Below are 25,179 nucleotides of genomic sequence, written 5' to 3'. Positions count from 1 at the left end.
AAATGAAGGAGATGAAATGGATTGAACTTGTTCTTTTTAGGAACGGGTGCAGGTATGCCTGCAAAGCACCGAAATGTAACCTCCATTGTTCTTAAGCTTTTAGAAGAGAGAGGGACTATTTGGCTTTTTGATTGCGGAGAAGCAACGCAGCACCAAATTTTACATACATCGATCAAACCTAGGCGAATAGAAAAGGTATTTATCACTCATCTACATGGTGACCATATATATGGTTTACCAGGACTTTTATCTAGTCGTTCCTTTCTCGGTGGAGAATCGGAAGTAACCGTTTATGGACCCAAAGGAATTGAGGAATACATACGAATTAGCTTAAATGTTAGCCAAACTTATTTAAAATATTCTTTGAAAATTGTAGAAATAGAAGAAGGAATTATTTTTGAAGATGAACAGTTTATTGTCGAGGCTCTTTCTTTAGAGCATGGTATTCCGTCTTTTGGATTCCGAATTGTGGAAAAGGACAAACCTGGACCATTGCTGGTGGACAAGTTAAAAGAGCTAGGTGTTCAGCCGGGACCTCTTTACAAGAAAATTAAAGAGGGGGAACCAGTTGTTTTAGAAAACGGGACTATTTTGGAAGCATCTGAATTTCTCGGAGAACCACAAGATGGAAGAATTGTGACTATTTTAGGAGATACAAGAATATGTGACAATGCGCTTTATTTAGCACAAAACGCAGATGTTCTTGTTCACGAAGCGACTTTTTCTAAAAATGAATCACAGCTTGCCTACGATTATTTTCACTCCACCACACAGCAGGCAGCAGAAATCGCAGCAAAGGCAAAGGTTAAGAAGCTTTATTTAACCCATATAAGCTCAAGATATGATAAAGAAGCTGCACAACAATTGAAAATAGAAGCTCAAGAGATTTTCAAAGAAACAGAAGTGGCAGAGGATTTTAACGAATTTTCAATGTGAGGGGAATTATGATTAAAACCATCTATTTTGTTCGTCACGCTAAAGCAAATGGGCAGGAAGTGGATGCTCCTTTAACAGATAAAGGGAAGGAGCAGGCATTAAAATTAGTCGATTTTTTTGCATCTAAACCTATTGGTAAAATTTATTCAAGTCCGTTTAAAAGAGCTATAGCCACTATTCAACCACTAGCTGATTTTAAGGGATTATCGATCGTTGAGGATTCTCGTTTAAGTGAAAGAGTATTGAGCGGGGTACCACTGGCCGATTGGATGGATAAGTTAAAGCAAAGCTTTCAAGATTTTGATTTGGTGTTTGAGGGCGGAGAATCACAATCTTCTGGCATGAAGCGTGCTATTTCTATTTTAGAGGAAGTTCTTTCTTCAAAGGATGACCATATTATTTTGGTTAGCCATGGAAACTTAACAACATTATTAATTCGTTATTTTAATGAAAATTTTGGGTATGATGAGTTAATGGGGATGTCCAATCCAGATGTGTTTGAATTCGTCGTATCCGATGAAAAAACGTTGTTGAGAAGAATTTGGGCTGACATCGATTAATATAATTTTAGTATGCAAAAAGACTCCTTCATGGTGAATGGAGTCTTTTTGCTTTTTTTGGGGGGGGCTTAATAATTCCACCCACGCTCATATTGCTTAGGACTTTCAATAGTAGTGCTAAGCTCTTTGGCTGCCGTTCTTGGCCAATAAGGGTCTCTTAATAATTCTCTAGCAATAAAAATTAAGTCTGCACGTTCATTTTGCAAGATTTCTTCGGCTTGAAGACCTGACGTGATGAGTCCGACTGCACCAGTTGGAATATCTGCCTCTTCTTTTATTTTTCAGCAAATTTTACCTGATAGCCAGGGTAGGTCTGAATGGATGCTGGAACAACTGCACCAGAGCTAACATCGATTAAATCCACCCCTTGATCCTTCATCCAACGGCTGTATGTAACGTAATCTTCTGGTGTTAGACCTTCTTCATGATAATCATGTGCCGATACTCTAACAAATAATGGACCATCCCAAAGCGTTTTAACCGCGTCAATCACCTCGCGAAGGAAACGGTAGCGATTTTCTGCAGAACCGCCATATTCATCATTTCGCTTATTAGATAGAGGAGAAAGGAATTCATTGATTAAGTATCCATGTGCACCGTGAATTTCAATTACATCAAAACCTGCCTTTTTGGCACGTTCTGCTCCAGCGCGGAACGCCTCGATCGTTTTTTGAATATCGTCCTTACTCATTTCTAACGGGGTTTTCATTTTGTCATTAAACGGAATAGCTGAAGGAGCAATGATATCGCCCTCAATGACGGCTTTGCGGCCAGCATGAGCAATTTGAATTCCTGTGGCAGCTCCATGCTCTTTCATTAATTGAACGAGCTTTGACAGACCTTCGATATGGTCATCGCTCCAAATTCCTAAATCCTGTGGTGAAATTCGGCCTTGTGCTGTTACAGCTGTAGCTTCTAAGATAATTAAGCCTACTTGACCGACGGCACGGCTAACGTAATGTGTATAATGCCAGTTTGCTACTTTACCATCTTCTGTATGGCTTGAGTACATACACATTGGAGCCATCACAATTCTGTTCTTAAGCGTAACATTTTTCATTTTAAACGGAGAAAAAAGCTTTGTAGTGACCATAATGAAAAGCCTCCTTATTTCGATTCTCTAAATTCGCAACCCTATTATATCAATTTTCAAAACAATAACGAAATAAGAAGCCTCCCCACTTTTGTACTTTAAAGCGGTGGGGGTCAGACCCCCGGTGCTTTAAAGTGGGAAAGGGACTGTTAGGTTTGAGGTTGTTTTTGATTTAGTTGGGAGCTTAGCATCTTACCTAGTCGTTTAGATTGGTTAGTTGCTTCGATAATGCAGGAGACAAAGGCTTCTTGAACATGGTGTTGCTCGAGGACGCGGATACCTGCCTCGGTTGTTCCCCCAGGACTTGTCACTTCCCGACGAAGCTGGTGCGAAGGTTTTTCCGATTTTGATAGCATGGTGGCTGTTCCTAATAAAGTTTGAACAATTAATTGTTTAGCTAATTCTGGCTCAAGACCGATTTCTTCAGCACTTTTCTCCATCGCTTCAACAAGATAATAGAAATAGGCAGGTCCGCTCCCTGAAAGGCCGGTTATAGCATCAAGCTGTTCCTCTTTAATAAACTGGGTCATTCCGATTGTATTAAACATCGTATCCACTAAATGAATTTGTTTCTGTGTAGCTTTTTCATTAAAAGCTAACCCTGTTGCTGACATCCCGATCGTTGCGGATGTGTTTGGCATCGCTCTGACAATAGAATTGGAGGTACCGACAAGCTTTTGAATGGTTTGGATCGAGACACCTGCAAGTACAGATACAAGTAAAGTATTCTCCGTAAGGAAATCTTTTAAGCCTTCTAAAGCAATGCCCGCATCTTTAGGCTTCATGGCCAAAATAATAATGTCTACTTCTGTTGTCAATTCTTTCAGGGAGTAAGTGGTTGAAATTTGATATTTACTTTCGAGTTCCTGCAGTCTTTCCTGATTGCTTCGGTTTGTCACCCAAATATTTTTACTATCAATAAAATGATTGCTAATCATCCCAGATATTAATGCTTCTGCCATCGAACCAGCACCAATAATCGCAATTTTTTTCATTTGAATTTCCTCCTGGTTCATTTTTTTTATAAAGCTATTTTTAAGATTAGTGTTGATGATGTTCAGTTTTTTTATAGGACACACATACCGTTATTGCCCTAAAATAGACGTTTTTTCTAATTTATAGGACACAGATTCCGTTATTCACAATATTTCATAGGCTAATGACATACTTTTAATGAAATAGCGGAACCATAGTCCGCTAATCCTCTAAAAACAAACATTTTCGTCATATAACGGAACGTGTGTCCGTTAAGGGACTGATGAGGCTTTGTTTTTAAACACTACTACTTTAGCCATTTGTGTAAAATCAAAAGTCAACAGTGGTATTTAACATAGCCTTATAAAAAACAAAAAAGACCCATCATCCGTTAAAGGACGAAAGGTCTTTGCTTCCGTGGTACCACCTTCATTCACCTTTCTAATTTAAACGGGCCCGTTTTCCAAAAGAAAGATGCTGCTTTGGATCCGGTAACGTTGGAGAAACGGTCAGGTTTACCTGACAGCTCATAAGGTAGGTTCGATGGGGAAGAGGACGGTGAAACCTTTCAGCCTCTCGAGTTTCACTCTCTTGCGTCATTCTCCACCTACTGGTCTTATTCATCGCTTATTTTTTGTAAATTTTTATTGATTATGAGGGAACGAATACTTGTCTGTCAACAATGTATTTTAAAAATTTTAAATTTTATAACTATAAGTTATGCGGAAATAATGACAAGTGTTCCAAGAATCGGTAAACTAAATTATAAATATTACTTTGTAAAGAATTTGATTTCAAAATTTTATATAGAAAAATAATATTAGGAGAGTTACAAATGACGGAATGGATAAATGGAATTGCAAAATTAACATTACCCACACCTTTTGCTGTTGGAGATGTGAATGCTTATTTACTAGATGAAAAGCGTTTAACTCTTGTAGATTGTGGTCCAAAAACAGAGGAAACCTGGAATGCTTTAACAAGTCAATTACTTAAATTAAATGTAAAGCCCAATGATATTGAACAAATCGTCCTTACCCATCACCATCCTGACCATGTTGGAGCGCTTGACTATTTTCCAGATTCACTTCCTGTATATGGACACCCTCTAAGCGAAAGATGGTTACTGCGTACGGACTCCTTTATAAAAGAGCATGATCAATTTTACCAAAAGCAATTTGTTGAATTTGGGATTCCAGAATCATATTACCAGCAAGTGAGCCAATTAAGAAAGAGCTTACGTTACTCATGTCATCGAGGTTTAACTAATACGGTACAAGAAGGAAGTAACATTCCAGGTCTTGAAGATTGGCAAATTATTGAGACTCCAGGTCATGCTCAAAGTCATATTTCTTTATTTCGTAAAAAGGATGGGGTATTAATCGCTGGTGATCATGTGCTTGCCCATATCTCTCCTAATCCATTACTTGAGCCGCCTTTAGTTGGGGAAACAGAAAGACCAAAGCCACTTGTTCAGTACAATCAATCTTTAAAGAAACTTTCCAACTATCCTATTCAAAAGGTCTATACTGGCCATGGTGAAGAAGTGTATGATTTGCCTAATTTGATAGAAAAAAGGTTAAAAAGACAACATGAAAGAGCAATGACGGTAAAGGAATTTATTACTGCCCAGCCACTTTCTGTTTTTGAAATTTGTCAGCGCCTATTTCCAACTGTCTACCAAAAAGAATTAAGCTTAACGATTTCCGAAACAGTTGGTCAAATCGATTATTTATTAAATATAGGGGAAATTAAGAGAATAGAGGAAGGAAAAATGGTTCTTTATACTGCCATTTGAGGTGAAGAAAAATGCCATCATTAGTAGGGAAAAATATAGTGGTGACAGGTGCTTCTGGAGGTATCGGTGCGGAAATTGCAAAGCTGTGTGCCAAAAGAGGGGCCAACTTAACGTTGTTAGCTCGAAGTGTTGATAAGCTTGAACAGTTAAAAAGAGAGTTGGAGCAACAATATTCTATTAAAGTATTTGTTCATCGCTTAGATGTATCGGATACGGATGAAGTTGAAAGAGTCTTCCATACCATTTATAAGGAAATGAAAACAATTGATATTTTAGTTAATAATGCTGGTTTTGGTGTCTTTAGAGAGGCACATGAAGCTAAGATAAATGAAATCAAATCCATGTTTGAGGTAAATGTAATTGGTCTAATGGCTTGTACTAGCATGGTACTACCTAAAATGCGTGAACACCGTACTGGCCATATTATTAATATTGCTTCTCAGGCTGGAAAAATTGCTACGCCAAAATCAAGTGTTTACTCCGCTACCAAACATGCGGTTCTTGGCTATTCCAATAGCTTGCGAATGGAGTTAGCCGCCCATAATGTATGGGTGACGACCGTTAATCCAGGGCCGATTGCAACGAATTTTTTCAATATTGCCGATGAAAAGGGAACGTATGTAAAAAATGTCCAGAGATTTATGCTGCAGCCTGACTTTGTTGCAAACAAGGTTGTGGATGCCATGCTTACGAAAACACGTGAGATTAACTTACCTCGTTGGATGAATCTTGGAAGTGTCGTTTATACGTTATTTCCAAGAGCGTTTGAGCGTATCGGACGCAAAGCATTTAATCAAAAATAGAAATTGGCCTTGGACTCGTTCAAGGCTTTTTGTTCTTTACTAGGTCCCAAGTCTTAGTGGAAATTCATTCCAGAGCCCTTTTTGGCGAATCAAGTTTTTACCTAAAATGTGATTATAGGTTGAATTATTGGAGGAATGAATGTTATGAAAAAGAATTTAGTATTAGGATTGATGATATCTGCTTCGTTAATGTGGATTGCCGGCTGCAGCTCAGTAGTTAGTGGGAAAGAAAAGGATTCAGACGTATTTGTAAAAAAAGATAAAGCAAAAGAATTAGAAGTAGTTTTAAATGTAGGTGCTGGAAAGTTAAATGTTTCTGAAGGAGCATCTGATTGGGTTGAAGGAGAAATTCAATACAGCATGAAAGAACTAAAACCTAAAGTTTCTTATAAAAAATCAGGTAAGACTGGTAAAGTTGTGATTGAGCAATCAAAAAAAAATCTTTCAGGCATTAATTTTAAAAACATAGAAAATGATTGGGACCTTGAATTTTCAAATGATATTCCCATCGATTTAGAAGTGAATACTGGAGCAACGGAAACAAAACTTAACTTACAGGGGTTAAAACTAAGCAATTTGGATGTAAGCAGCGGGGTAGGGAATGTGACTGTTGACTTAAGCGGTAATTGGAAGAAAAGCTTTGATGTTGACTTAAAAATGGGTGTTGGTCAGTCGACTATTATTCTACCTAAAGATGTAGGGGTTAAAATTAAATCATCTAAAGGAATTGGTCATGCTGATTTTGAAGGCTTTATTTCAAAAGGTAATGGTGTTTATGTGAATGATGCCTATGAAGATGCTGATGTGATCATTGATGTCGAAACAGACCTTGGAATTGGTGAAGCAATCTTTAAATTAGAAAAATAGGTTTTCTACGGGAGAATAGTCTTATAATGGCTATTCTCTTTTTATCTTGTGAAAAAAACCAAAATAAAAAGAACCATCGTTTCCTACTTGGGATGAATGGTTCTTACATTTATTTTGATAGAGATAATCTTTTTTTGTCTTTGTTTTTCTAGTTCTCATGTCTGTGAAAATAAATGGGCTTCGACTTTCTTCTGGATTTCTTCTTCCTTCGCGAACTAGTTTTTCACGAATTTTTTTGGCTTTTGATTTTGCCATTGGGTATCACTCCTTCTTAAGTTACAATCATTTTATATTAATTTACGTTGAAAGTCTTGGAAAGTTTCATAGGTTTAAAAATGTTTTGAGAAAAGCACCTTTTAATAGGTGCCTTTTTACATATTTCGCTTGTGGAATTCCATTTAATTATTTTAGATGCTTTAATGCTTCTCTGACACTTAATTTAGGTAAGGAATGAGTTTGAACAAAATTCATTACAAATTCAGGATTATTTCTGGCATATTCACGCAATGACCACCCAATTGCTTTTTCTATGAAGAAATCCTTATAGTATTTCGTTCTTTCAATCATTTCTGCAAGTAGTTCCGCATCTGTTTCCTGCTTGTATCCAAGCTGAAATAAAATACAGCTCCTCATTAACCAGAGATGACCGCTTTCAATCCACTTCTCAACTGTTGGTCGCATGATTTCTGGGTACATTTGAAAAATATAGCCAACATGATGTTTTGCGATATGATCAACTGTATCCCACCATGATTTTTTCTCAATTATATTTTCTAATAATTGAATATCCTCTTTCGTAAATTGTTTCTTCATTTTGTCCAGTAAATAAAGTCCTGCCATTTGAAGTTCGCGTTCTGGATAGGACCACAATTCTTGGATGACTTCGTGTAAATCCTCATGTTTTGGCAGCCCATTCTCAGCGATAAACGCTTTAAACGCATCCCTCATTGCTGGTGCTCTCAGTCCAATATACTTAAACTGGTCACGCATATATTTTTGCATTTTTACTGCCTCTTCTTCATTACGGTCATTGAGCAATAATTCGCGAAGCTTGTTTGCATATGTATTCATTTGTCTAATTCCTTTCGAATCTCTATTCCCTCGGATCAATTCGTCAAAAATTCATATATCACATCGTTGACAATGTCATGCAAGTCAGCGTCTGTTTCTTGTTTTAACTGAATGATTTGCTGGTAAAGCCGTTCATAATCTTCTGTTCCTAATGGAATGGATTCTAAATCGTGGTGATATTGTTTAAAGCTATTTTGAATCATTTTAACAATAAACTTTTTATCCATTTTAGGCCACCTCATCACCTGATTATATCGTGTTTTCTGCCTTTTTCCATCGTTTAGAGTCGAATGAATAAGGAAAAACGACTAAAATTCCCATTGAATACGAACGTATATTCGCTTAAAATAAGGATATAATATTGTGGAACAAACGTTCGTAAAAGGAGTAAGAGGCAATGATTAATTACAACGAGATGCCACAACAACAAATATTATGTGTTGATATGAAAAGCTTTTACGCTAGCTGTGCAGCTGTAATAGAAGGATTAGATCCTCTAGAATCCTATATAGCTGTGGTTGGTGATAAAGAGCGACAAGGAAGTATTGTGTTAGCGGCTTCACCGCGTATGAAAAAAGAATTTGGGATTAAAACAGGTTCACGTATGTTTGAGATACCAAATGATCCTCGGATTCATCTTATTGAACCGAAAATGGCTACCTACTTACGAATTTCAACTGAAATTACTCGGGTGTTTCATCGTTATGTCCCCAAGGAAGCTATCCATACCTACAGTGTTGATGAAAGCTTTATAAAAGTGGACGGTGCCACTGATATGTGGGGGGATGCCTTGACGATCGCCCGAAAAATCAAAGACGACATTGAACGTGAATTTCAGCTTCCATGTGCGGTTGGAATCGGTCCCAACATGCTCATGGCAAAGCTATGCCTTGATTTAGATGCTAAAAAGAAAGGGATTGCCGAATGGACATATGAAGATGTGCCGAATAAGCTTTGGCCAGTATCACCATTAAGAGAGATGTGGGGAATTGGACGCCGTGTTGAAAAAACATTAAATGGAATGGGAATTTTTAATGTTGGACAGCTCGCTCGTTATGATTTAAATAAGCTTGAAAAAAAATTCGGAATCATGGGTAACCAGCTTTATCATCATGCATGGGGAATTGATCTATCAGAAATCGGTGCACCGATTATGGAAGGACAAATTAGCTTTGGCAAAAGTCAGATTCTACTGCGTGATTATAAGGAGGAAGAGGAAATTAAGCATGTTATTTTAGAAATGTGTGAAGAGGTGGCTCGACGGGCACGGACCCATCGAAAAGCGGGGCGTACCATTAGTTTTGGGGTGGGCTATAGCCAGGATGAGTTTGGAGGAGGGTTTTACCGTTCAAGAACCATTAGCCAGCCAACGAATGTGACAATGGATATTTACCAAGTATGCTTAGAACTTTTTTATGAGCATTATACGGGCAAAACCGTTAGACAAATCTCCATGGCAATTGGCAATCTTGTTGAAGATAATCAGCTTCAATTAAATCTTTTTGATTTTAAGGCAGACAAAAGACGTGAACTTGGTTATGTGGTTGATTCCATTCGCAGGCGCTATGGGTCAGGTTCACTGTTAAGAGCTGTTTCCTATACAGAGGCTGGAACGGCAAAGCATCGTTCAAAACTAGTCGGTGGCCATAAAATGTAAGGAGGAGAAAGGATGATACGGGATCGTGGACGAATCAAGTGGACGGCTATGATGTTGCCGGAGCATGTAAAGCTATTACGGGATTGGGCAAATGAAGATACGTTTGAACATCAAAAAGAACTTGACGACCAAAAGCTAGAAGAAATGAATAGCATTCTGGCAACTGCGATGGAAGAGCACCAGTCAGTGATCATTACCCATTATCAAAATCATAGTCAAAAATATCAGCTAGTAATGGGGCGAATTCATTATTGGGATGAATTCACACAAAAGCTTCATATTGTCGATCATTTTCAAGAAATTCATCGAATTTCTATTTTGGATATTGCAGATGTTCAATTGAAAGAATAAAAGTTTTAGAAAAGAGCCTAACTGAAACCCGAAATCTTTTATCGGGTTTCAGAAAACCTTTTGGGAAACCTCTTTTTTCTATTTGTCTTCTTCAGTCTTAGGTACTCTAACAACTGATTCGAAGGTTCCTTTATGTGTTCCATCACAATATGGCATATTGGCTGATTTGCCACATCGACATAAAGAAAAAGCAGCTTTTGCCGGGTAAACATTTCCCTCACCATCAATTAATTCAACATCCCCAGTAATACGGTAAGACCCATTATCATTTACTTTAATTTGTACCTTCGTCATCATACCCACTCCTTCACAAAATTGTCACAATTCTCCTTAGATGGTAATCGTAAAAAGTAAAAAAAGCAATATAAGAGGATAAAACTTATCTAATAGGGAACTTATGATAAACTAGTCGATATAGTGAAAACCCATTATATAGACTACAATCATTATTACTTGACATAATTCGATTACAAACATATACTAACTTACATAAAGTAAGTGATAATCAAACTAAAGAATAGGTGAGCATAAATGGTTTCTACAGATGTAAAAAATATTTTAAAAAATAAGATGACTTTTATAAAGCAAGAAAATAGAAATGATCTTTGTTTAGTTGGTCCTGTCACATTACCTGTACAATTAGACGACCAAACAGTAACTTTTCAATGGTATTCTTGGTTAGAACTTGATGATAGATATTCAAAGGAAAACTTTTTAGAATCACTGACAAAAGCCAATCTTGCTTCCTTGCAACAATCTTCGGTATTAGTTTTTGGTGATTTTAATCAATCAAACGAAGCACTTATCAGAATGCATAGTATTTGTCATACAGGAGATATATTTGGTAGTAAGCGTTGTGATTGTGGTTATCAATTGCGTCAATCTATGAAAATGGTAGTGGGAAATGGCAGTGGGGCGATCTTTTATCTAGCTAATCATGAAGGCAGAGGCATCGGCTTATTTTCAAAATCACTAGCTTATCTACTTCAACAAGAAGGCTTTGATACGGTAGAAGCCAATCAAGCGTTGGGCTTTGAGGATGATCATCGTTCTTATGAGGAAGCTATCCGTGTTTTAAAAGAGTTACGTCAGAAACCTGTAACGTTAATTACGAATAATCCAAAGAAGCTTCAAGCATTAAGAAAACACGGTTTAACAGCGGATAAAAATATCCCATTATGGGGAGATGTATCTGAATATAACAAGCATTATTTGGAAACAAAGGTTCATAAATCTGGACATATTCCACTAGAGGAAAGAATGACCGTTTAAGGAGTAAATCAATGAATAAAGACCAATATTTTATGAAAATGGCTTTAGATTTAGCTGCAACGGCAAAAGGGAGAACAAATCCTAATCCAGTAGTAGGAGCAATCCTTGTAAAAGACGGTGTGATCGTCGGTTCTGGCTTGCATCGAAAGGCTGGTGAACCACATGCTGAGGTGCATGCTTTTAGAATGGCTGGAGAACATGCGAAAGGTGCTACCTTGTATGTAACCCTTGAGCCGTGTTCTCATTTTGGAAAGACACCTCCTTGTGCTAATTTAGTCGTCGAATCGGAAGTAAGTCGTGTGGTGGTCGCTATGCAGGACCCAAATCCACAAGTAGCTGGTCGAGGAATTGAACTAGTAAGAAAAGCAGGGATTGAGGTAGAGGTTGGTATATTAGAAGCGGAAGCAAAATTATTGAACGAGCGTTTTATTCACAATATGCTGACCAAAACACCTTTTGTCATATCAAAAGTGGCAATGACGTTAGATGGAAAAATCGCTACTTATAATGGACATTCCAAATGGATTACAGGGGAAGAGTCACGCTATAATGTACACCGATTACGAAATGAAGTGGATGCGATTTTAGTTGGAATTGGTACGGTAATGGCAGATGACCCTCAATTAACAACAAGATTAGAATCAGGTGGCAAAAATCCGATAAGAATCATTTTAGATTCAGATTTAAGAATACCTGTTGATGCAAAAATCACAGATTGTAGTGTGGCCAAAACGTGGATTGTCACACAAAAGGGAGTAAACCCAGAAAAAATTCATGCCTTGGAGCAAAAGGGCATAGAATTACTCTATATCCCTAAAATGGCTTCAGGCTTAGATTTAAAAGAACTAATGGAACGATTATTTGAAAAAGGAGTTACCGATCTTTTAGTAGAAGGTGGCAGTGAAATCAATGGTTCTTTTTTACGTGAAGGATTAATAAATAAATTTTTCATCTATATGGCTCCAAAGATTTTAGGTGGAAGAGGATCACTAACGCCCTTTACGGGAGATGATGTGGAAAATATGGATCAGGCTCTAGATGTTATCATCCACGAAATAGAACAGTTTGGTACAGATATTTGTATTACGGCTTATCCTAAAAATAATTAAACGTGGGGGAAATGACTTTGAAATTTGGCTTTGACATAGATGACACGTTGATACAACTCAGACAACATGCCTTTCATATTTATAATGAAAAAATGAATAAACAAATTGAATTAGCACAATTTCATACGCTAAAGACTTTAGAAATTCATGAACCATTTGGGTTGACAGCGGAAGAAGGCGGGCGTTTGTGGAAGAGTCTTAGGGAAGAAATCTATTTTTCGGATTGCCCTCCGTTTCCTAATGCAGTTGAAGTTTTGAATCGATTAGTAAAAGAAGGACATGAAATTTATTACATTACTGCTCGAGATAAACAGTATGCTGAAGGAACAAAAGAGTGGTTAATAAAAAATGGCTTCCCAGTTGATGAAGAAAAATTTTATTGTGGGATGAAAGATGAAGAAAAAATTAAAATCATTCAAGAAATGGAACTAGATTATTATTTTGATGATAAACCAGAGGTACTAGAAACATTATTGGAGTTGCCGTTAAATGTATATGCTATTGATAACTCATACAATCAACATGTAAAAATGCCAAGATTAAACAGTTGGTTAGAGCTGGAAGATTTGCTGAAAAGATAAAAAGAGAGCCAATTGGCTCTCTTTTATTGTTTGGAAATTAAATCATATCATCCGCAAATACAAACTCCTCCAAAAACTCATCAATGGCTTGTTCATATTTTGCTTTATTTTCATTAAGTGATTGAGCGTGAACGCCATTTTCTGCTAAGTACAGTTTTTTGGGACCTTGTTTTTTTTCGTACAATTCAAGGGTCATGGAAGGCAATATGTAATCGTCTTTTTTACTGTGAATAAATAAAACAGGTTTTCTAATGTTCTGAATGAAGGAAATAGGAGAAACCTCCTTGATGGAGTAACCCTCTCGAATTTTTAAGAAAATATTTGCAAATGGAAGAAAAATTTTGGGAGGAAGCTTCATCTCTTTTTTTAGACGATAAGCTAATTGCTCCTCAAAGCTTGAAAAAGGACAATCCGCAATATAAAAATTGGCCGAATCTTCAAGCATTCCGGCATAAAGGAGCATGGTAGCAGCCCCCATTGATTCACCGTGGATACCTAGCTGAAGCAAAGGCCCCTTCTCAATTTTTAACCAATCAACAACCGCTTTTAAATCGTCTTTTTCATAATGACCGTAACTAGTTGTTTTTCCTCCAGATTCGCCATGTCTGCGATGGTCGTAAATCAGGACATTAAAACCGCGGTTTAGGAAAAGATTCATATATTTCACTGAATTTGTCTTATTTTCGGTTACACCATGACAGATGATAACGTACAAATTGGTACGATGTGGCTCAGCTAAAACGGCTTTTAATTGATAACCAAAAGGGGACTGAATCGTAACTTCACGTTTTGGTAATAAATCGAAATCTAAAGGAAGAAACCGGCCAGCTGTTGTTTCCCTTTCTAAGATTAAGTCATCGTTTTTCTTTTTGATATACATGAGGCGATTGGTAAAATAAACACCTAGGGCAGATAATGCTGATAAAAACGCCAAAATAGATAATAGCGAGCGCATGAATTTTTTCACGTAAACACCTCCTACTAAGGAACTAATCGTTATTTATTTTAGCATCAATCATATAAAAAAGCCGCAAAAGAATGCGGCTTAAGAAGATAAAACGTTTATTCATGTCCAGCTTCAGCGGCTAGCCCCTCGAGGTCATAAGCCACTCCATGAATGAAGGAAAGACACCTTCTTTCATGGAGTGGCTTATGCTTGTCGGGGCTAATCAAGCCGCTTCCGCTTTTCGATTACTGCGGAGAATTCTGGCGTTTTGTCGGATGGATGGCTAATTCTAATTCCTCGGCTGAAATTAAACGTTTACCTGTGTCTGCGTTGGGCTTTCCTTTTTGACTATAACCTTTGTCGCGTTTTTGACTCACTAAAATCGACTCCTTCCATCTTGTTCTCTTTATTAAGATGGTTAAAGCGAACAAAGGTTATGCATGCTGAAGACGGTAATAAGTACTATCGATTTTTCTTGATAAATAGGGTGCCACCATATCAACCGCTTTTACCAATTCAGTTAAATCAATTCCTGTTTCAATTCCCATACGGTCTAACATGTAAACAACATCCTCTGTTGCAACATTTCCAGTAGCGCCAGGGGCAAACGGGCAACCGCCTAATCCGCCGGCAGACGTATCAAAACGATCTACTCCAGCCTGTAAGGCAGCAAAGATATTCGTCAGTGCCATCTTACGCGTATCGTGAAAATGAGCATTAATCAGAGTATGAGGAAAGGCTTCTTTTATTTTTGTAAAAAGAGAATACGATTCCCCTGGTGAAGCCATCCCGATGGTATCAGCTATACTTAATTCATCAACGCCTGCTGCTACAAATTCAGAACAAAGTTTCAGAGTATCCTCTTCCTCTATTTTCCCTTCGTATGGACAATAAAAAGAAGTCGATATACAAGCGCGAACAAAAAAGTTTTGGTCCTTTAAATTTTTTATAATTGGTTTGAGTTCTTCAAGACTTTCTTCCGTCGTTTTATTGATATTTTTTTTGTTAAACGTATTGCTAACCCCAACAAAAACAGCCACAGCCTTGCAATTGGTTTCCAGGACACGGTCTATTCCTTTTTGGTTTGGTGCCAAGACAATATTTCGTGTAGTTGAATCCAAGCAATCCGCAACAATTTCGGTTGCATCTCCCATTTGTGGCACCCACTTTGGTGATACAAACGAAGTCAGCTCCATTTCTTTTATTCCTGCGTTTTTCAGACGGTTAATAAATTGTTTTTTTACTTCTGTCGGAATAAAACTTTTTTCATTTTGTAAGCCATCACGAGGTCCTACTTCAACAATAGTCACTTTTTTTGGTAAATGAAGCGTCATTTTTTCCCCTCCTAATCTCATATATTCATTGTAGTGTGGGTGATTTTCAAAAAGCAACAATTATAAAAATTTTGACAAAATTAAAGGAATTTTGCTATTACACGAGAATATGTAAAAGAGTGACCAAAGTAGGGAAAGGAAGAGAAAAATGACTCAAACTGAAGTAGTAATTGTGAGCGCTGTTCGTACAGCGATAGGAAATTTTAACGGAAGCTTAAAAAATGTCTCTGCTCCAGAGCTAGGATCCATTGTGATTAAAGGTGCCTTAGAGAAAGCCGGTTTAAAGCCAGAGCAGGTGGATGAAATTATTTTAGGAAATGTGTTACAAGCCGGATTAGGACAAAATCCAGCAAGACAAGCAGCTATTAAAGCGGGTATTCCTGAAAGCGCTTCCTCCATGACGATAAATAAAGTTTGTGGTTCTGGTCTTAAAGCGGTCCATCTTGCCACACAAGCCATTTTAGCTGGTGATGCGGAAATAGTAGTTGCTGGTGGAATGGAAAATATGAGCCAAGCACCTTATCTGTTAAAAAATGCTCGTGACGGTTTTAAAATGGGCGATCAGAAATTAATTGATACGATGGTAGCAGACGGTTTAACATGTGCGTTTAACGATTATCATATGGGAATGACAGCGGAGAATTTATGTGACAAATACGAGCTTACTCGTGAAGAACAAGATCAGTTTGCTGCTTGGAGCCAGGAAAAAGCGGTTAAAGCGATTGCGGAAGGGAAATTCCAAGATGAAATTATTCCAGTGGTAATCCCGCAACGAAAAGGAGATCCGATTGTATTTGCGCAAGATGAGTACCCAAAGGCTGGGACTACTGTAGAAAAACTGGGAGGATTACGACCAGCCTTTAAAAAGGACGGAAGTGTAACAGCGGGAAATGCCTCTGGTATTAATGATGGGGCAGCAGTGGTTGTTGTCATGAGTAAAGCAAAAGCAGAAGAACTGGGAATCACTCCATTGGTAACCATTAAAGCAAATGCAAGTGCAGGGGTGGACCCAAGTATTATGGGAATCGGACCGGTTCCTGCTGTAAGAAAAGTATTAGAAAAAGCTGAAACATCTCTAGAAGAGATTGAACTAATAGAGGCAAATGAAGCTTTCGCAGCGCAATCATTGGCAGTCGATCGTGACCTTCATTTTAATAAAGAAATCCTTAATGTGAATGGAGGAGCTATTGCCCTAGGACATCCAATTGGAGCAAGCGGGGCAAGAATCCTAGTCACATTAATTCATGAAATGAAAAAGCGCAATGCACATAAAGGCTTAGCCACACTTTGTATTGGTGGAGGACAAGGGGTCGCAACGATTGTTGAGTTAGCCTAAATATCAAGGAAGGGGAGAGTATCGTGAAAAAAATTGGCCAATCTTTTAAAGATGCGGTAGCTGATATTCAGGATGGAGCTACCTTGATGGTAGGGGGATTCGGACTTTGTGGAATTCCAGAAAACCTCATTTTAGCACTGGTAGAAAAAGGGGTAAAGGACTTAACGGTCATCTCGAATAACTGTGGGATTGATGAATGGGGTTTAGGATTACTTTTACGAAACAAACAAATAAAGAAAATGATTGGATCTTACGTTGGTGAGAATAAAGAGTTTGAAAGACAAGTTCTTTCAGGAGAATTAGAAGTAGAACTTCTTCCACAAGGTTCACTAGCAGAGAAAATTCGTGCAGGTGGGGCTGGAATTCCCGCATTTTACACACCAGCTGGAGTCGGAACTCCAATTGCGGATGGAAAAGAAACAAGAGTGTTTAATGGTAAAGAATATTTACTTGAGGAAGCACTTACTGCTGACTTTAGTCTTGTAAGAGCATGGAAAGGCGATAAAATGGGGAATCTTGTTTACCGCAAAACGGCTCGTAACTTTAATCCCATGATCGCAGCAGCTGGAAAGGTGACGATTGCGGAAGTCGAGGAATTAGTAGAAATCGGTGAGCTTGATCCAAATACGATTCATACACCAAGTATTTATGTTCAAACCATTATAGAAGGCAAGCAAGAAAAACGAATTGAGCGGTTAACAGTTCAAAAATAACGAGGACAGGAGGAGAGGGATTTTGAATAATCGTGAAAAAATTGCAAGAAGAGCGGAACAAGAAATTGAAAATGGTTTTTATGTTAACTTAGGTATTGGTATGCCGACATTGGTGGCAAACTTTATTTCTGAAAACAAACAAGTTGTCCTCCAGTCTGAAAACGGCTTACTTGGAATTGGTCCATACCCTGCAGAAGACGAAGTGGATGCTGACTTAATTAATGCCGGAAAAGAAACCGTTACCGCTATTCCAGGCTCAGCCTTTTTTGATAGCGCAGAATCATTTGCCATGATCCGGGGCGGTCATGTCAACGTAGCCATTCTTGGAGGAATGGAAGTCTCTGAGAAAGGTGATTTGGCTAACTGGATGATTCCTGGAAAGATGATTAAGGGAATGGGCGGCGCAATGGACTTAGTTCATGGGGCAAGAAAAATTATTGTTATCATGGATCATGTCAATAAAGCAGGCGAGTCCAAAATATTAAAGGAATGCACTTTACCATTAACAGGTAAAGGTGTTGTAAACCGTATCATTACCGAAAGAGCGGTAATGGATGTAACAGATGCTGGATTAAAATTAGTAGAGGTGGCACAAGGATTTACGGTTGAAGATGTTGTAAACTCCACAGAGGCAGCACTACTAGTTGATGAAAGTGTCAAATTAGAAGCATATTAAAACGAGCGGGGAGATTTCCCTGCTCGTTTTTTCTCTAATGAATCTAAAAGATCATTATTTTGATTAAGCTTTATTCTCCTTTTAAAAGGCTCTTTTCTGAAACTTTGTTGCTTTTTGTAACTAATAAGTAGGCAGATCACAAATAGGGTGTGATAAACTCATATCAAAATGAAGAAAAAAGCTAGGCACTTCTTAAGAGAGCCTGTAAAAATCCGGCTTTAGGGATTTTTACGAAAACCACAATCTATACGAAAACAGCTTTTTTAAAAGGGTGAATGAATATTCCTTTTAAAAAATCATGTTATAATATGTTCAAAAATAAAAGGAGAGGTCTTTAAAAATGAAGAAGCAGAAGCAACAAAAACATCAAAGTACGAAACCGAAAAAAGATGAATCTGCCATCACATTGGGCGATTTTTTAAATCAAGATTTAATGAAGCAGTTAAAAGAGAAACAGCAAGAGTTAAAAGCTTCTGAAGAAAAGAAACTTCAAGAAGAGGAAGCCAGAAAGCGTGAAGAAAGAAGATTAAAAGAAAAAAATAAAACGTTTGAAGAATTATTAAATGAAAGCAATACTGACTGGAGAAGTTTTAAATAATGGTTCGAAAAGTGGAAGTAATCCCCTACCAAGTTGAATGGTTAGAACGATTTCAAATAGAAAAAAGTTTATTATTGAAGCTCTTTCCTCAACATGAAATTGTCATACACCATATAGGGAGTACCTCTGTTCCAGGACTAGCAGCAAAGCCAATTATTGATTTGTTAATAGAATCAGATTCACTTTCAATCTTTGATCAAAAGGCTCAAGAGCTAGAAGGAAAATTAGGTTATGAAGCCCGTGGGGAAAATGGAATCCCTGGTAGAAGATATTTTGTTAGATTTAGTCCACAAGGAGAACGCTTAGTTCATTTACACGGCTTTCAAAAGGGGCACTCGGATATTGAACGGCATTTAATATTCAGGGATTATTTACGTTTGCATCCAGTACAAGCCGATTTATATGGAAAGATAAAACTAGAGGCGGCTGAAAAATTTCCTTTGGATGTTGAAAGCTATATATCTTATAAAAATTTCATTGTGAAAGAATTGGAACAAAAAGCATTAGAATGGAAAAAAGGGCAGACCAAATGAATATTGGTTTAGCCCTTTTATAATGATTAATTATTTTATCTATGTTCTTGATAAGTAGATGCTTTTGAGAGTTGTTTTAATAATTCTAACTCTTCATTTGATAGAGCAGGTGATTTAGCCGCTAAAACATTTTTTCTAATCTGTTCTGGTGTACTAGCACCGGTTACTACTGAAGCAACAGCAGGATTTGCCAAACAATATTGAGTAGCCACTTCTGTTAAGTGACGGCTATCGAATTTATTACGTAATGAAGATAATAAGTCGTTTAGTTCAGAAGCTGAATAATCTAAATATCCTTTTTCTTTGATAGATGAAGAGAAGTCATCCCATTTTTTTTCTGAGAGAATTCCTTTTGCCAAGGAACCTCGGCAAAAAACACTAACCTCTTCCTCTTTTAAGAACGATAGAACAGTTTCTTCCGGACGTCTATCAAGAAGACTATATTGCATCATAACCGATATCATATTTGATTTCTTCACAAACTCGCGAATGACATTCGGACGAATAGAAGAAATTCCATAATATCGAATATAACCTTCCGATTTTAATTCCTCAAAGGCTTCAATGGTTTCGTCTATATTGTCATGGATTGTTCCGCCATGTAGCTGATATAAATCGATATATTCGGTTCCCAATCTCGCAAGACTTCGCTTAACGGCTTCTTTTATATAGTGCTTAGATGGGTCCCAATTCCAGCTAGTACCACTCTCATTCCAACGATTTCCAACCTTTGTAGCAATGACGACTTGTTCACGTACGTTCTTTAAGGTATTCCCAACAATACGTTCATTGACCCCAAAATCATAGAGGTCTGCTGTATCAAAATAATTGATTCCCTCTTCTAAAGCAGCCTCAATAACACGTTTGGCCATTTTTTCCTCTGTCCCAAGAGACATACAGCCTAGCCCTATTTCACTTACTAATAAATTGGATTGTCCTACTATACGGTTTAACATCTTTTTCCTCCCCAGTTTATGTTAATCATATTTTAAAGGAAAGGAAATCAATAAACCAAATGTTTAGGATTCCTTTTTGATGCTTGCTTCGTTTAACCAATCTTTTAGAAGTGTATACTGTTTTTGATATTCTAAAAGTTTTTGTTTTATTTCCCATGCTTTACCGACGAAAATGATCCCTTTTTCATGAACATACACCTTCATGGCCATCTACCTCTCAAAATAATAAAGTATGGTAAAATGTATGAGGATGATATAGCGGATTAGAACAGGAGTGTTTAAGTTGAACCGATTAGAGGAAAAAACCATAAAAACGGAAAAAATATTTGATGGCAGAGTGATAAGCTTACAAGTAGAAGAAGTTGAATTACCGAACGGGAAAACTTCAAAGCGCGAAATCATTAAACATCCTGGTGCTGTTGCTATTTTACCTATCACAAATGAAGGAAAGATTGTGATGGTGGAGCAATACCGCAAAGCACTGGAACGGACGATAGTTGAAATTCCTGCTGGAAAGCTTGAAAGAGGAGAAAATCCTAAGAATTGTGCACTTAGAGAGTTAGAAGAGGAAACAGGTTATATTTGTGAAAATCTTGACTGGCTAATCTCATTCTATACATCTCCTGGATTTGCGGATGAAGTTGTTCATTTATATGTTGCGACTGGTTTATCCAAAAAGGAAAATGCCGCATCATTGGATGAAGATGAATTTGTTAATCTTTTAGAAATCACTTTGCCTGAGGCGAAGCAATATATAGAAGAACAAAAAATCTATGATGCCAAAACAGCTTATGCTGTTCAATATCTTGAATTAAAAGAGAGTATGAAAAACAAATGAAAAAATTCTATGTAGATTTACATATCCATATTGGAAGAACGATGTCGGGTAAAGCAGTTAAAATAACGGGAGCCAAATCATTAACCTTTACCAACATTATTCACCATGCACGAAATGAAAAAGGTTTAAATATAATTGGTATTATTGATAGTCATTCTCCAGAAGTGATTTTTGAGATGGAGGAATTACGATCTCAAGGACTTCTAACAGAGCATCCAGATGGCGGAATACTGTTTGGTGATTTAACGATAATTCCAGGCTCTGAGCTTGAAATATATGATGAACAGTGCCATGGACCAATCCATGTCTTATGTTTTTTTCCTAAAATAGAAGTGATGAAGGACTTTTCGATTTGGCTTTCTCAGCATCTTAAAAACATTCAGCTTAGTTCACAACGAATTTATGTAACGGGTAAGGAACTGCAGAATAAAGTTAAGGAACTAGGTGGTTTATTTATTCCCGCTCATGTGTTTACTCCTTTTAAAAGTTTATATGGAAAAGGGGTAAAAAAGAGTTTAACAGAGGTTTTTGATGCTACTAAAATTGATGCAATTGAATTAGGACTAAGTTCCAATACCATGATGGCAGATGAAATAGGAGAACTTCATCAGTTTACTTATATCTCCAATTCGGATGCCCATTCATTAGCAAAGATTGCACGCGAATATCAAGTGATCGAAATGGAAGAGCCAACGTTTCTTGAATTAGAAAAAGCGCTAAACGAAATAGATGGGCGAAAAGTTTCAGCAAACTACGGACTTGATCCGCTGTTAGGTAAATACCATCAAACCGTCTGTGCAAACTGTTCCCATGCAATAGGACTTTTTGAAGAAAAATGCCCTTCGTGTGGTGAGGGTAAAATTATAAAAGGTGTAGCAGATAGGATAAAGGAATTAAAATCTCCTGCAGAAACTAAAAGAAAACGGCCACCCTATATCCACCAAGTACCATTGGAGTTTATACCGGGATTAGGACCTAAAATGCTAGATAAGCTTTTGAATCACTTTGGAACAGAAATGGCCATCCTTCATGAAGTTCCTTTCGAGGCTTTAAAAGAAGTCGTCCCTCAGCAAATTGCTGAATTAATATGGAAAGCACGTAATGGAGAGATCAACCTTCACGCAGGTGGTGGCGGCAAATATGGTAAAATAGCAGATCAATAATTTAAGCTGTTTTTGTATAGATTGTAGTTTTAAGGTTTCTTAATAAGTGCTCAGCTCTTTTCTTAAATTATGATATGAGTTTAACACCCTATATGGTGAAATGCCTATTTAATAGTTCAAAAAACAACAAAGTTTTAGAAAAGAGCCATATTTAACACATTAACGCGCCGGGGGTCAGACCCCCGGCGCGTTAATGTGTTAAAGGGATGCTTTTTCACCTATTTTTGATTTTTGTGTCATACCTCATATAGACAAGCATACAATTTTAGTAACGAATTGGGTGATAAATCAAAATACAGATTTATTACTAGTAGGAGGAACACATATGAAGAAAAAAATGTACCAGAATGTCGCCGCCAATTATTTACGTGAAAACTCCTCGATGTATTTATTTGTTATTGTTTTGTTTATGATGGGAGTAATTTTTGGAGCCGTAATTGTTAATAGCTTAAGTTTTGCTCAAAAAGAAGATTTATTTTATTATTTAAATCAATTTTTTGGGCAAATGAGCAGTGGGAAATTAGCGGAAGCATCGGATTTATTTCGGCAAAGTTTTTTTCATAATTTAAAGTTTATTGGTCTTATGTGGTTGCTCGGAATCTCCATAATCGGTTTACCCGTTATTTTAATCCTTCTTTTTATGAAGGGGATGGTAGTAGGATTCACGGTTGGATTTTTAGTAAACCAGATGGGGTGGGATGGGTTTTTCTTAGCATTTGTATCTGTACTTCCACAAAACTTTATCATTATTCCTGTTTTTATAGTGACAACATCCGTTGCAGTTATGTTTTCTTTGAAAATGATTCAAAGGCAATTCCTAAAAAAATACGGGCAACCCATTTTTCCATTGTTTAAAAGTTATATAGGGACCTTTGTACTTGCTATATTTTTTATTGCAGCTGCGGCTGCGATTGAGGCGTATCTTTCTCCAACATTTATGAAATCAGTTATGAATTCAATAAATAATTTATAATTATTATTATATAATACAAGTTATTTATATTTGATGATAATAATTTTATTTTGAATCTCATTTGCCTTCTGTTATAATAAGATTTGATAGTGGGCGAGGGAGGTTCTTCGATATGGTCGATTTAGAAAACAGAATTGATAGAATAAAAAAACAGTTGCACTCATCTAGCTACAAGCTTACTCCGCAACGTGAAGCAACAGTAAGAGTGCTGTTAGAAAATGAAGAGGATCATTTAAGTGCAGAAGATGTGTACCTCCTGGTGAAAGATAAATCGCCTGAAATAGGTTTAGCAACTGTATATCGGACATTGGAATTACTAACAGAACTTAAAATAGTTGATAAAATTAATTTTGGTGACGGAGTATCAAGATATGACCTTCGACAAGAAGGGGCAGCACATTTCCATCATCATTTAGTTTGTATTGAATGTGGGGCTGTAGATGAAATACAAGACGACTTATTAGAAGACGTTGAAGCCATTGTTGAACGTGATTGGAATTTTAAAATTAAAGACCATCGTTTAACGTTCCATGGTATTTGTCATCGCTGCCAAGATAAAGTAGACGTAGAATAGTAAATGATATTATAAAAAGCCAAGTGTCTCATGGAATGCATTCGTGAGACTCTTGGCTTTTTTGTTAACAATTAATTCGCCCCTTTTAATTCTCTTTTTGATTGGAATAGGTATAAAACTCGTCCAAACTGGCATATCTTGTACTAGGTACGAAAGATGGAATTATGACATGTATGGGGGCAATAGGGATGGGTTCATTTTTTAAAATGCTCTTTCAATCTATGAAGGTGTTTATTATTTTTACAGGATGCACAATCCTTTTTTATTATGGTATCATTTGGTTAAATGAAGAGTATCAAGATTATCATCGATATGATGAGCCTGAAGGTTCAGCGGTAAAAGTTTCAACTACCGAAAGTACCGATGACATGTCAATGTTAGATAGATTAATCTTGTTTTACTTAAATGGGGAGTAATGCAACTTGATAGACAATCAATTGAAAGACTTTATTCACTTTCTGTTAGTCGAAAAAGGACTAGCACAAAACACGATTATCTCTTATGAAAGAGATTTAAAAAGTTATCTTCGTTATTTAAAAGATGTTGAAAATATAACTAATCTAAATGATATAAAACGTGTACAGATTATTCATTTTTTGGGTTATTTAAAGGACGAGAATAAATCGTCTAAAACGCTAGCTAGACACACTGCTTCCATTCGGGCTTTTCATCAATTTTTAATAAGAGAAAAAATAATGGAACATGACCCTACCGTACATATTGAATCACCACAGCTGGAACGTTCTCTGCCTAAAGTTTTATCGATGCAAGAGGTAGAAACCTTACTAGAGTCCCCAAAGTTAAATAATCATTTTGGTTACCGCGATAAAGCAATGTTAGAATTGCTTTATGCAACCGGTATGCGAGTAAGCGAGTTAATTGGATTAAACGTAGGTGATGTCCATTTAACAATGGGTTTTGTTCGATGTATTGGTAAAGGTAATAAAGAGAGAATCATTCCAATCGGAAACACCGCATCAACTATTATTCAAACTTACATTGAAAAAGCGCGTTATAAATTTTCATCAGGGAAACAAAGAGAAGAAGCTTTATTTTTAAACCATCATGGTAAAAGGTTAACTAGACAAGGATTTTGGAAAATATTAAAAAAACTAGTAGCTGAAGCAGGTATTGAGAAGGAATTAACACCCCACACATTAAGACATTCCTTTGCTACCCATTTATTAGAAAACGGGGCCGATTTACGTGCTGTTCAGGAAATGCTAGGTCACGCTGATATTTCAACGACACAGATTTATACCCATGTTACCAAGACTAGATTAAAAGAGGTATATACGAAATTTCATCCAAGAGCTTAATAGCTTCATAGAATTGTCATAAAAGCTGTCCTAATAGGATAGCTTTTATTCTTGAAATTTTGAAAAGTTGCAGTAAAATAGAGATGTCAGACTTCTGACATTGAAAAGGCTTTCTTCGATTGTAAGAAAGTACAAATAGACCTCTGA

General features: G+C 37.0%; 31 protein-coding genes and 1 pseudogene. 21 read left to right on the top strand and 11 right to left on the bottom strand.

What is annotated here, in order from left to right:
• Positions 1-21: 21 nt before the first annotated feature.
• Both rnz and ACSBPO_RS15245 read left to right on the top strand, forming a co-directional pair.
• Positions 22-936 (top strand): ribonuclease Z, encoded by a 915-nt coding sequence (gene rnz, locus ACSBPO_RS15250; RefSeq protein WP_442594735.1) that lies wholly within the window; start codon positions 22-24, stop codon positions 934-936.
• Positions 937-944: 8 nt separating this feature from the next.
• Complete coding sequence (locus tag ACSBPO_RS15245) at positions 945-1,496, top strand: histidine phosphatase family protein (protein ID WP_442594733.1); 552 nt, start codon at positions 945-947, stop codon at positions 1,494-1,496.
• A gap of 68 nt (positions 1,497-1,564) precedes the next feature.
• Here ACSBPO_RS15245 and namA read toward each other — a convergent pair.
• Positions 1,565-2,589 (bottom strand): annotated as a pseudogene (gene namA / locus ACSBPO_RS15240) (NADPH dehydrogenase NamA).
• A 149-nt stretch (positions 2,590-2,738) separates the two neighbouring features.
• Positions 2,739-3,584 (bottom strand): pyrroline-5-carboxylate reductase, encoded by an 846-nt coding sequence (gene proC / locus ACSBPO_RS15235; RefSeq protein ID WP_442594731.1) that lies wholly within the window; start codon positions 3,582-3,584, stop codon positions 2,739-2,741.
• Between the two features lie 815 nt (positions 3,585-4,399).
• On the opposite strand from proC, the gene ACSBPO_RS15230 reads away from it, so the two are divergent.
• The 3 genes from ACSBPO_RS15230 (at position 4,400) to ACSBPO_RS15220 (ending at position 7,032) form a co-directional block, all read left to right on the top strand.
• Complete coding sequence (locus ACSBPO_RS15230) at positions 4,400-5,362, top strand: MBL fold metallo-hydrolase (protein ID WP_442594729.1); 963 nt, start codon at positions 4,400-4,402, stop codon at positions 5,360-5,362.
• Between the two features lie 11 nt (positions 5,363-5,373).
• Entirely contained in the window at positions 5,374-6,165 is a 792-nt protein-coding gene (locus ACSBPO_RS15225; RefSeq protein ID WP_442594727.1) for an SDR family NAD(P)-dependent oxidoreductase, read from the top strand.
• Between the two features lie 144 nt (positions 6,166-6,309).
• Positions 6,310-7,032 carry a toast rack family protein gene (locus ACSBPO_RS15220; protein ID WP_442594725.1) on the top strand — a complete coding sequence of 241 codons (723 nt, stop codon included), beginning with the start codon at positions 6,310-6,312 and terminating at the stop codon, positions 7,030-7,032.
• 30 nt (positions 7,033-7,062) lie between these two features.
• Here the strand turns inward: ACSBPO_RS15220 and ACSBPO_RS15215 are convergent, their stop codons facing one another.
• From ACSBPO_RS15215 to ACSBPO_RS15205, 3 genes are all read right to left on the bottom strand, one after another.
• Positions 7,063-7,287: a hypothetical protein gene (locus ACSBPO_RS15215; RefSeq protein ID WP_442594723.1), complete on the bottom strand. Its 225-nt coding sequence runs from the start codon at positions 7,285-7,287 to the stop codon at positions 7,063-7,065.
• 147 nt (positions 7,288-7,434) lie between these two features.
• Entirely contained in the window at positions 7,435-8,103 is a 669-nt protein-coding gene (locus ACSBPO_RS15210) for a DNA alkylation repair protein (RefSeq protein WP_442594721.1), read from the bottom strand.
• A 35-nt stretch (positions 8,104-8,138) separates the two neighbouring features.
• Positions 8,139-8,330 (bottom strand): YqzH family protein, encoded by a 192-nt coding sequence (locus ACSBPO_RS15205; protein WP_442594719.1) that lies wholly within the window; start codon positions 8,328-8,330, stop codon positions 8,139-8,141.
• A 170-nt stretch (positions 8,331-8,500) separates the two neighbouring features.
• Between ACSBPO_RS15205 and ACSBPO_RS15200 the strand changes: the two genes are divergently transcribed.
• Both ACSBPO_RS15200 and ACSBPO_RS15195 read left to right on the top strand, forming a co-directional pair.
• Positions 8,501-9,760 (top strand): Y-family DNA polymerase, encoded by a 1,260-nt coding sequence (locus tag ACSBPO_RS15200; RefSeq protein ID WP_442594717.1) that lies wholly within the window; start codon positions 8,501-8,503, stop codon positions 9,758-9,760.
• Positions 9,761-9,772: 12 nt separating this feature from the next.
• Positions 9,773-10,111 carry a YolD-like family protein gene (locus ACSBPO_RS15195; protein WP_442594715.1) on the top strand — a complete coding sequence of 113 codons (339 nt, stop codon included), beginning with the start codon at positions 9,773-9,775 and terminating at the stop codon, positions 10,109-10,111.
• A 78-nt stretch (positions 10,112-10,189) separates the two neighbouring features.
• On the opposite strand, the gene ACSBPO_RS15190 is transcribed toward ACSBPO_RS15195, so the two are convergent.
• The gene (locus ACSBPO_RS15190) at positions 10,190-10,405 is read right to left on the bottom strand and encodes a CDGSH iron-sulfur domain-containing protein (RefSeq protein ID WP_442594713.1); all 216 of its coding nucleotides are present in this window, start codon (positions 10,403-10,405) and stop codon (positions 10,190-10,192) included.
• A gap of 237 nt (positions 10,406-10,642) precedes the next feature.
• Between ACSBPO_RS15190 and ACSBPO_RS15185 the strand changes: the two genes are divergently transcribed.
• Genes ACSBPO_RS15185 through ACSBPO_RS15175 form a run of 3 tightly spaced genes read left to right on the top strand, consistent with a single transcriptional unit; the run spans position 10,643 to position 13,073 of the window.
• The gene (locus ACSBPO_RS15185; RefSeq protein WP_442594711.1) at positions 10,643-11,383 is read left to right on the top strand and encodes a GTP cyclohydrolase II; all 741 of its coding nucleotides are present in this window, start codon (positions 10,643-10,645) and stop codon (positions 11,381-11,383) included.
• 11 nt (positions 11,384-11,394) lie between these two features.
• Complete coding sequence (ribD, locus tag ACSBPO_RS15180) at positions 11,395-12,492, top strand: bifunctional diaminohydroxyphosphoribosylaminopyrimidine deaminase/5-amino-6-(5-phosphoribosylamino)uracil reductase RibD (RefSeq protein WP_442594709.1); 1,098 nt, start codon at positions 11,395-11,397, stop codon at positions 12,490-12,492.
• A 17-nt stretch (positions 12,493-12,509) separates the two neighbouring features.
• Complete coding sequence (locus ACSBPO_RS15175) at positions 12,510-13,073, top strand: 5' nucleotidase, NT5C type (RefSeq protein WP_442594708.1); 564 nt, start codon at positions 12,510-12,512, stop codon at positions 13,071-13,073.
• Positions 13,074-13,110: 37 nt separating this feature from the next.
• Here ACSBPO_RS15175 and ACSBPO_RS15170 read toward each other — a convergent pair whose 3' ends face one another.
• From ACSBPO_RS15170 to ACSBPO_RS15160, 3 genes are all read right to left on the bottom strand, one after another.
• Positions 13,111-14,040 carry an alpha/beta hydrolase gene (locus ACSBPO_RS15170; protein ID WP_442594706.1) on the bottom strand — a complete coding sequence of 310 codons (930 nt, stop codon included), beginning with the start codon at positions 14,038-14,040 and terminating at the stop codon, positions 13,111-13,113.
• Between the two features lie 224 nt (positions 14,041-14,264).
• A complete protein-coding gene (locus tag ACSBPO_RS15165) occupies positions 14,265-14,396 on the bottom strand; it encodes a hypothetical protein (RefSeq protein ID WP_442594704.1) in 132 nt (43 codons plus the stop codon).
• Positions 14,397-14,453: 57 nt separating this feature from the next.
• A complete protein-coding gene (locus ACSBPO_RS15160) occupies positions 14,454-15,353 on the bottom strand; it encodes a hydroxymethylglutaryl-CoA lyase (protein WP_442594702.1) in 900 nt (299 codons plus the stop codon).
• Positions 15,354-15,501: 148 nt separating this feature from the next.
• On the opposite strand from ACSBPO_RS15160, the gene ACSBPO_RS15155 reads away from it, so the two are divergent.
• The 5 genes from ACSBPO_RS15155 (at position 15,502) to ACSBPO_RS15135 (ending at position 19,209) form a co-directional block, all read left to right on the top strand.
• Positions 15,502-16,689 (top strand): acetyl-CoA C-acetyltransferase, encoded by a 1,188-nt coding sequence (locus ACSBPO_RS15155; RefSeq protein ID WP_442594700.1) that lies wholly within the window; start codon positions 15,502-15,504, stop codon positions 16,687-16,689.
• A 23-nt stretch (positions 16,690-16,712) separates the two neighbouring features.
• Positions 16,713-17,402 (top strand): CoA transferase subunit A, encoded by a 690-nt coding sequence (locus ACSBPO_RS15150; RefSeq protein ID WP_442594698.1) that lies wholly within the window; start codon positions 16,713-16,715, stop codon positions 17,400-17,402.
• Between the two features lie 19 nt (positions 17,403-17,421).
• Positions 17,422-18,078: a CoA transferase subunit B gene (locus tag ACSBPO_RS15145; protein WP_442600382.1), complete on the top strand. Its 657-nt coding sequence runs from the start codon at positions 17,422-17,424 to the stop codon at positions 18,076-18,078.
• 340 nt (positions 18,079-18,418) lie between these two features.
• The gene (locus ACSBPO_RS15140; RefSeq protein WP_442594696.1) at positions 18,419-18,676 is read left to right on the top strand and encodes a YqkE family protein; all 258 of its coding nucleotides are present in this window, start codon (positions 18,419-18,421) and stop codon (positions 18,674-18,676) included.
• Positions 18,676-19,209 (top strand): GrpB family protein, encoded by a 534-nt coding sequence (locus ACSBPO_RS15135; RefSeq protein WP_442594694.1) that lies wholly within the window; start codon positions 18,676-18,678, stop codon positions 19,207-19,209. Before ACSBPO_RS15140 ends, ACSBPO_RS15135 begins: the two co-directional genes overlap by 1 nt.
• A 35-nt stretch (positions 19,210-19,244) precedes the next feature.
• On the opposite strand, the gene ACSBPO_RS15130 is transcribed toward ACSBPO_RS15135, so the two are convergent.
• The gene (locus ACSBPO_RS15130; protein WP_442594692.1) at positions 19,245-20,165 is read right to left on the bottom strand and encodes an aldo/keto reductase; all 921 of its coding nucleotides are present in this window, start codon (positions 20,163-20,165) and stop codon (positions 19,245-19,247) included.
• A gap of 63 nt (positions 20,166-20,228) precedes the next feature.
• Positions 20,229-20,369, bottom strand: a complete 141-nt coding sequence (gene mciZ / locus ACSBPO_RS15125; RefSeq protein WP_442594690.1) for a Z-ring formation inhibitor MciZ — start codon at positions 20,367-20,369, stop codon at positions 20,229-20,231.
• 79 nt (positions 20,370-20,448) lie between these two features.
• Between mciZ and ACSBPO_RS15120 the strand changes: the two genes are divergently transcribed.
• The 6 genes from ACSBPO_RS15120 to xerD all read left to right on the top strand — a co-directional run bounded on the left by ACSBPO_RS15120 (position 20,449) and on the right by xerD (position 25,032).
• Positions 20,449-21,003 (top strand): NUDIX hydrolase, encoded by a 555-nt coding sequence (locus ACSBPO_RS15120; RefSeq protein ID WP_442594688.1) that lies wholly within the window; start codon positions 20,449-20,451, stop codon positions 21,001-21,003.
• A complete protein-coding gene (locus ACSBPO_RS15115) occupies positions 21,000-22,166 on the top strand; it encodes an endonuclease Q family protein (RefSeq protein WP_442594686.1) in 1,167 nt (388 codons plus the stop codon). Before ACSBPO_RS15120 ends, ACSBPO_RS15115 begins: the two co-directional genes overlap by 4 nt.
• 325 nt (positions 22,167-22,491) lie before the next feature.
• Entirely contained in the window at positions 22,492-23,139 is a 648-nt protein-coding gene (gene spoIIM, locus ACSBPO_RS15110) for a stage II sporulation protein M (RefSeq protein ID WP_442594684.1), read from the top strand.
• 112 nt (positions 23,140-23,251) lie between these two features.
• Positions 23,252-23,713 (top strand): ferric iron uptake transcriptional regulator, encoded by a 462-nt coding sequence (gene fur, locus ACSBPO_RS15105; RefSeq protein ID WP_442594682.1) that lies wholly within the window; start codon positions 23,252-23,254, stop codon positions 23,711-23,713.
• A 188-nt stretch (positions 23,714-23,901) separates the two neighbouring features.
• Positions 23,902-24,129: a YqzK family protein gene (locus ACSBPO_RS15100; protein ID WP_442594680.1), complete on the top strand. Its 228-nt coding sequence runs from the start codon at positions 23,902-23,904 to the stop codon at positions 24,127-24,129.
• A gap of 9 nt (positions 24,130-24,138) precedes the next feature.
• Positions 24,139-25,032: a site-specific tyrosine recombinase XerD gene (xerD, locus tag ACSBPO_RS15095; RefSeq protein ID WP_442600381.1), complete on the top strand. Its 894-nt coding sequence runs from the start codon at positions 24,139-24,141 to the stop codon at positions 25,030-25,032.
• Positions 25,033-25,179: the final 147 nt, after the last annotated feature.

Origin of the sequence: Neobacillus sp. D3-1R (assembly GCF_052180215.1) — a bacterium.
Taxonomy (GTDB): Bacteria; Bacillota; Bacilli; order Bacillales; family Cytobacillaceae; genus Pseudoneobacillus.
This window is presented reverse-complemented; position numbering and strand designations above follow the sequence as displayed.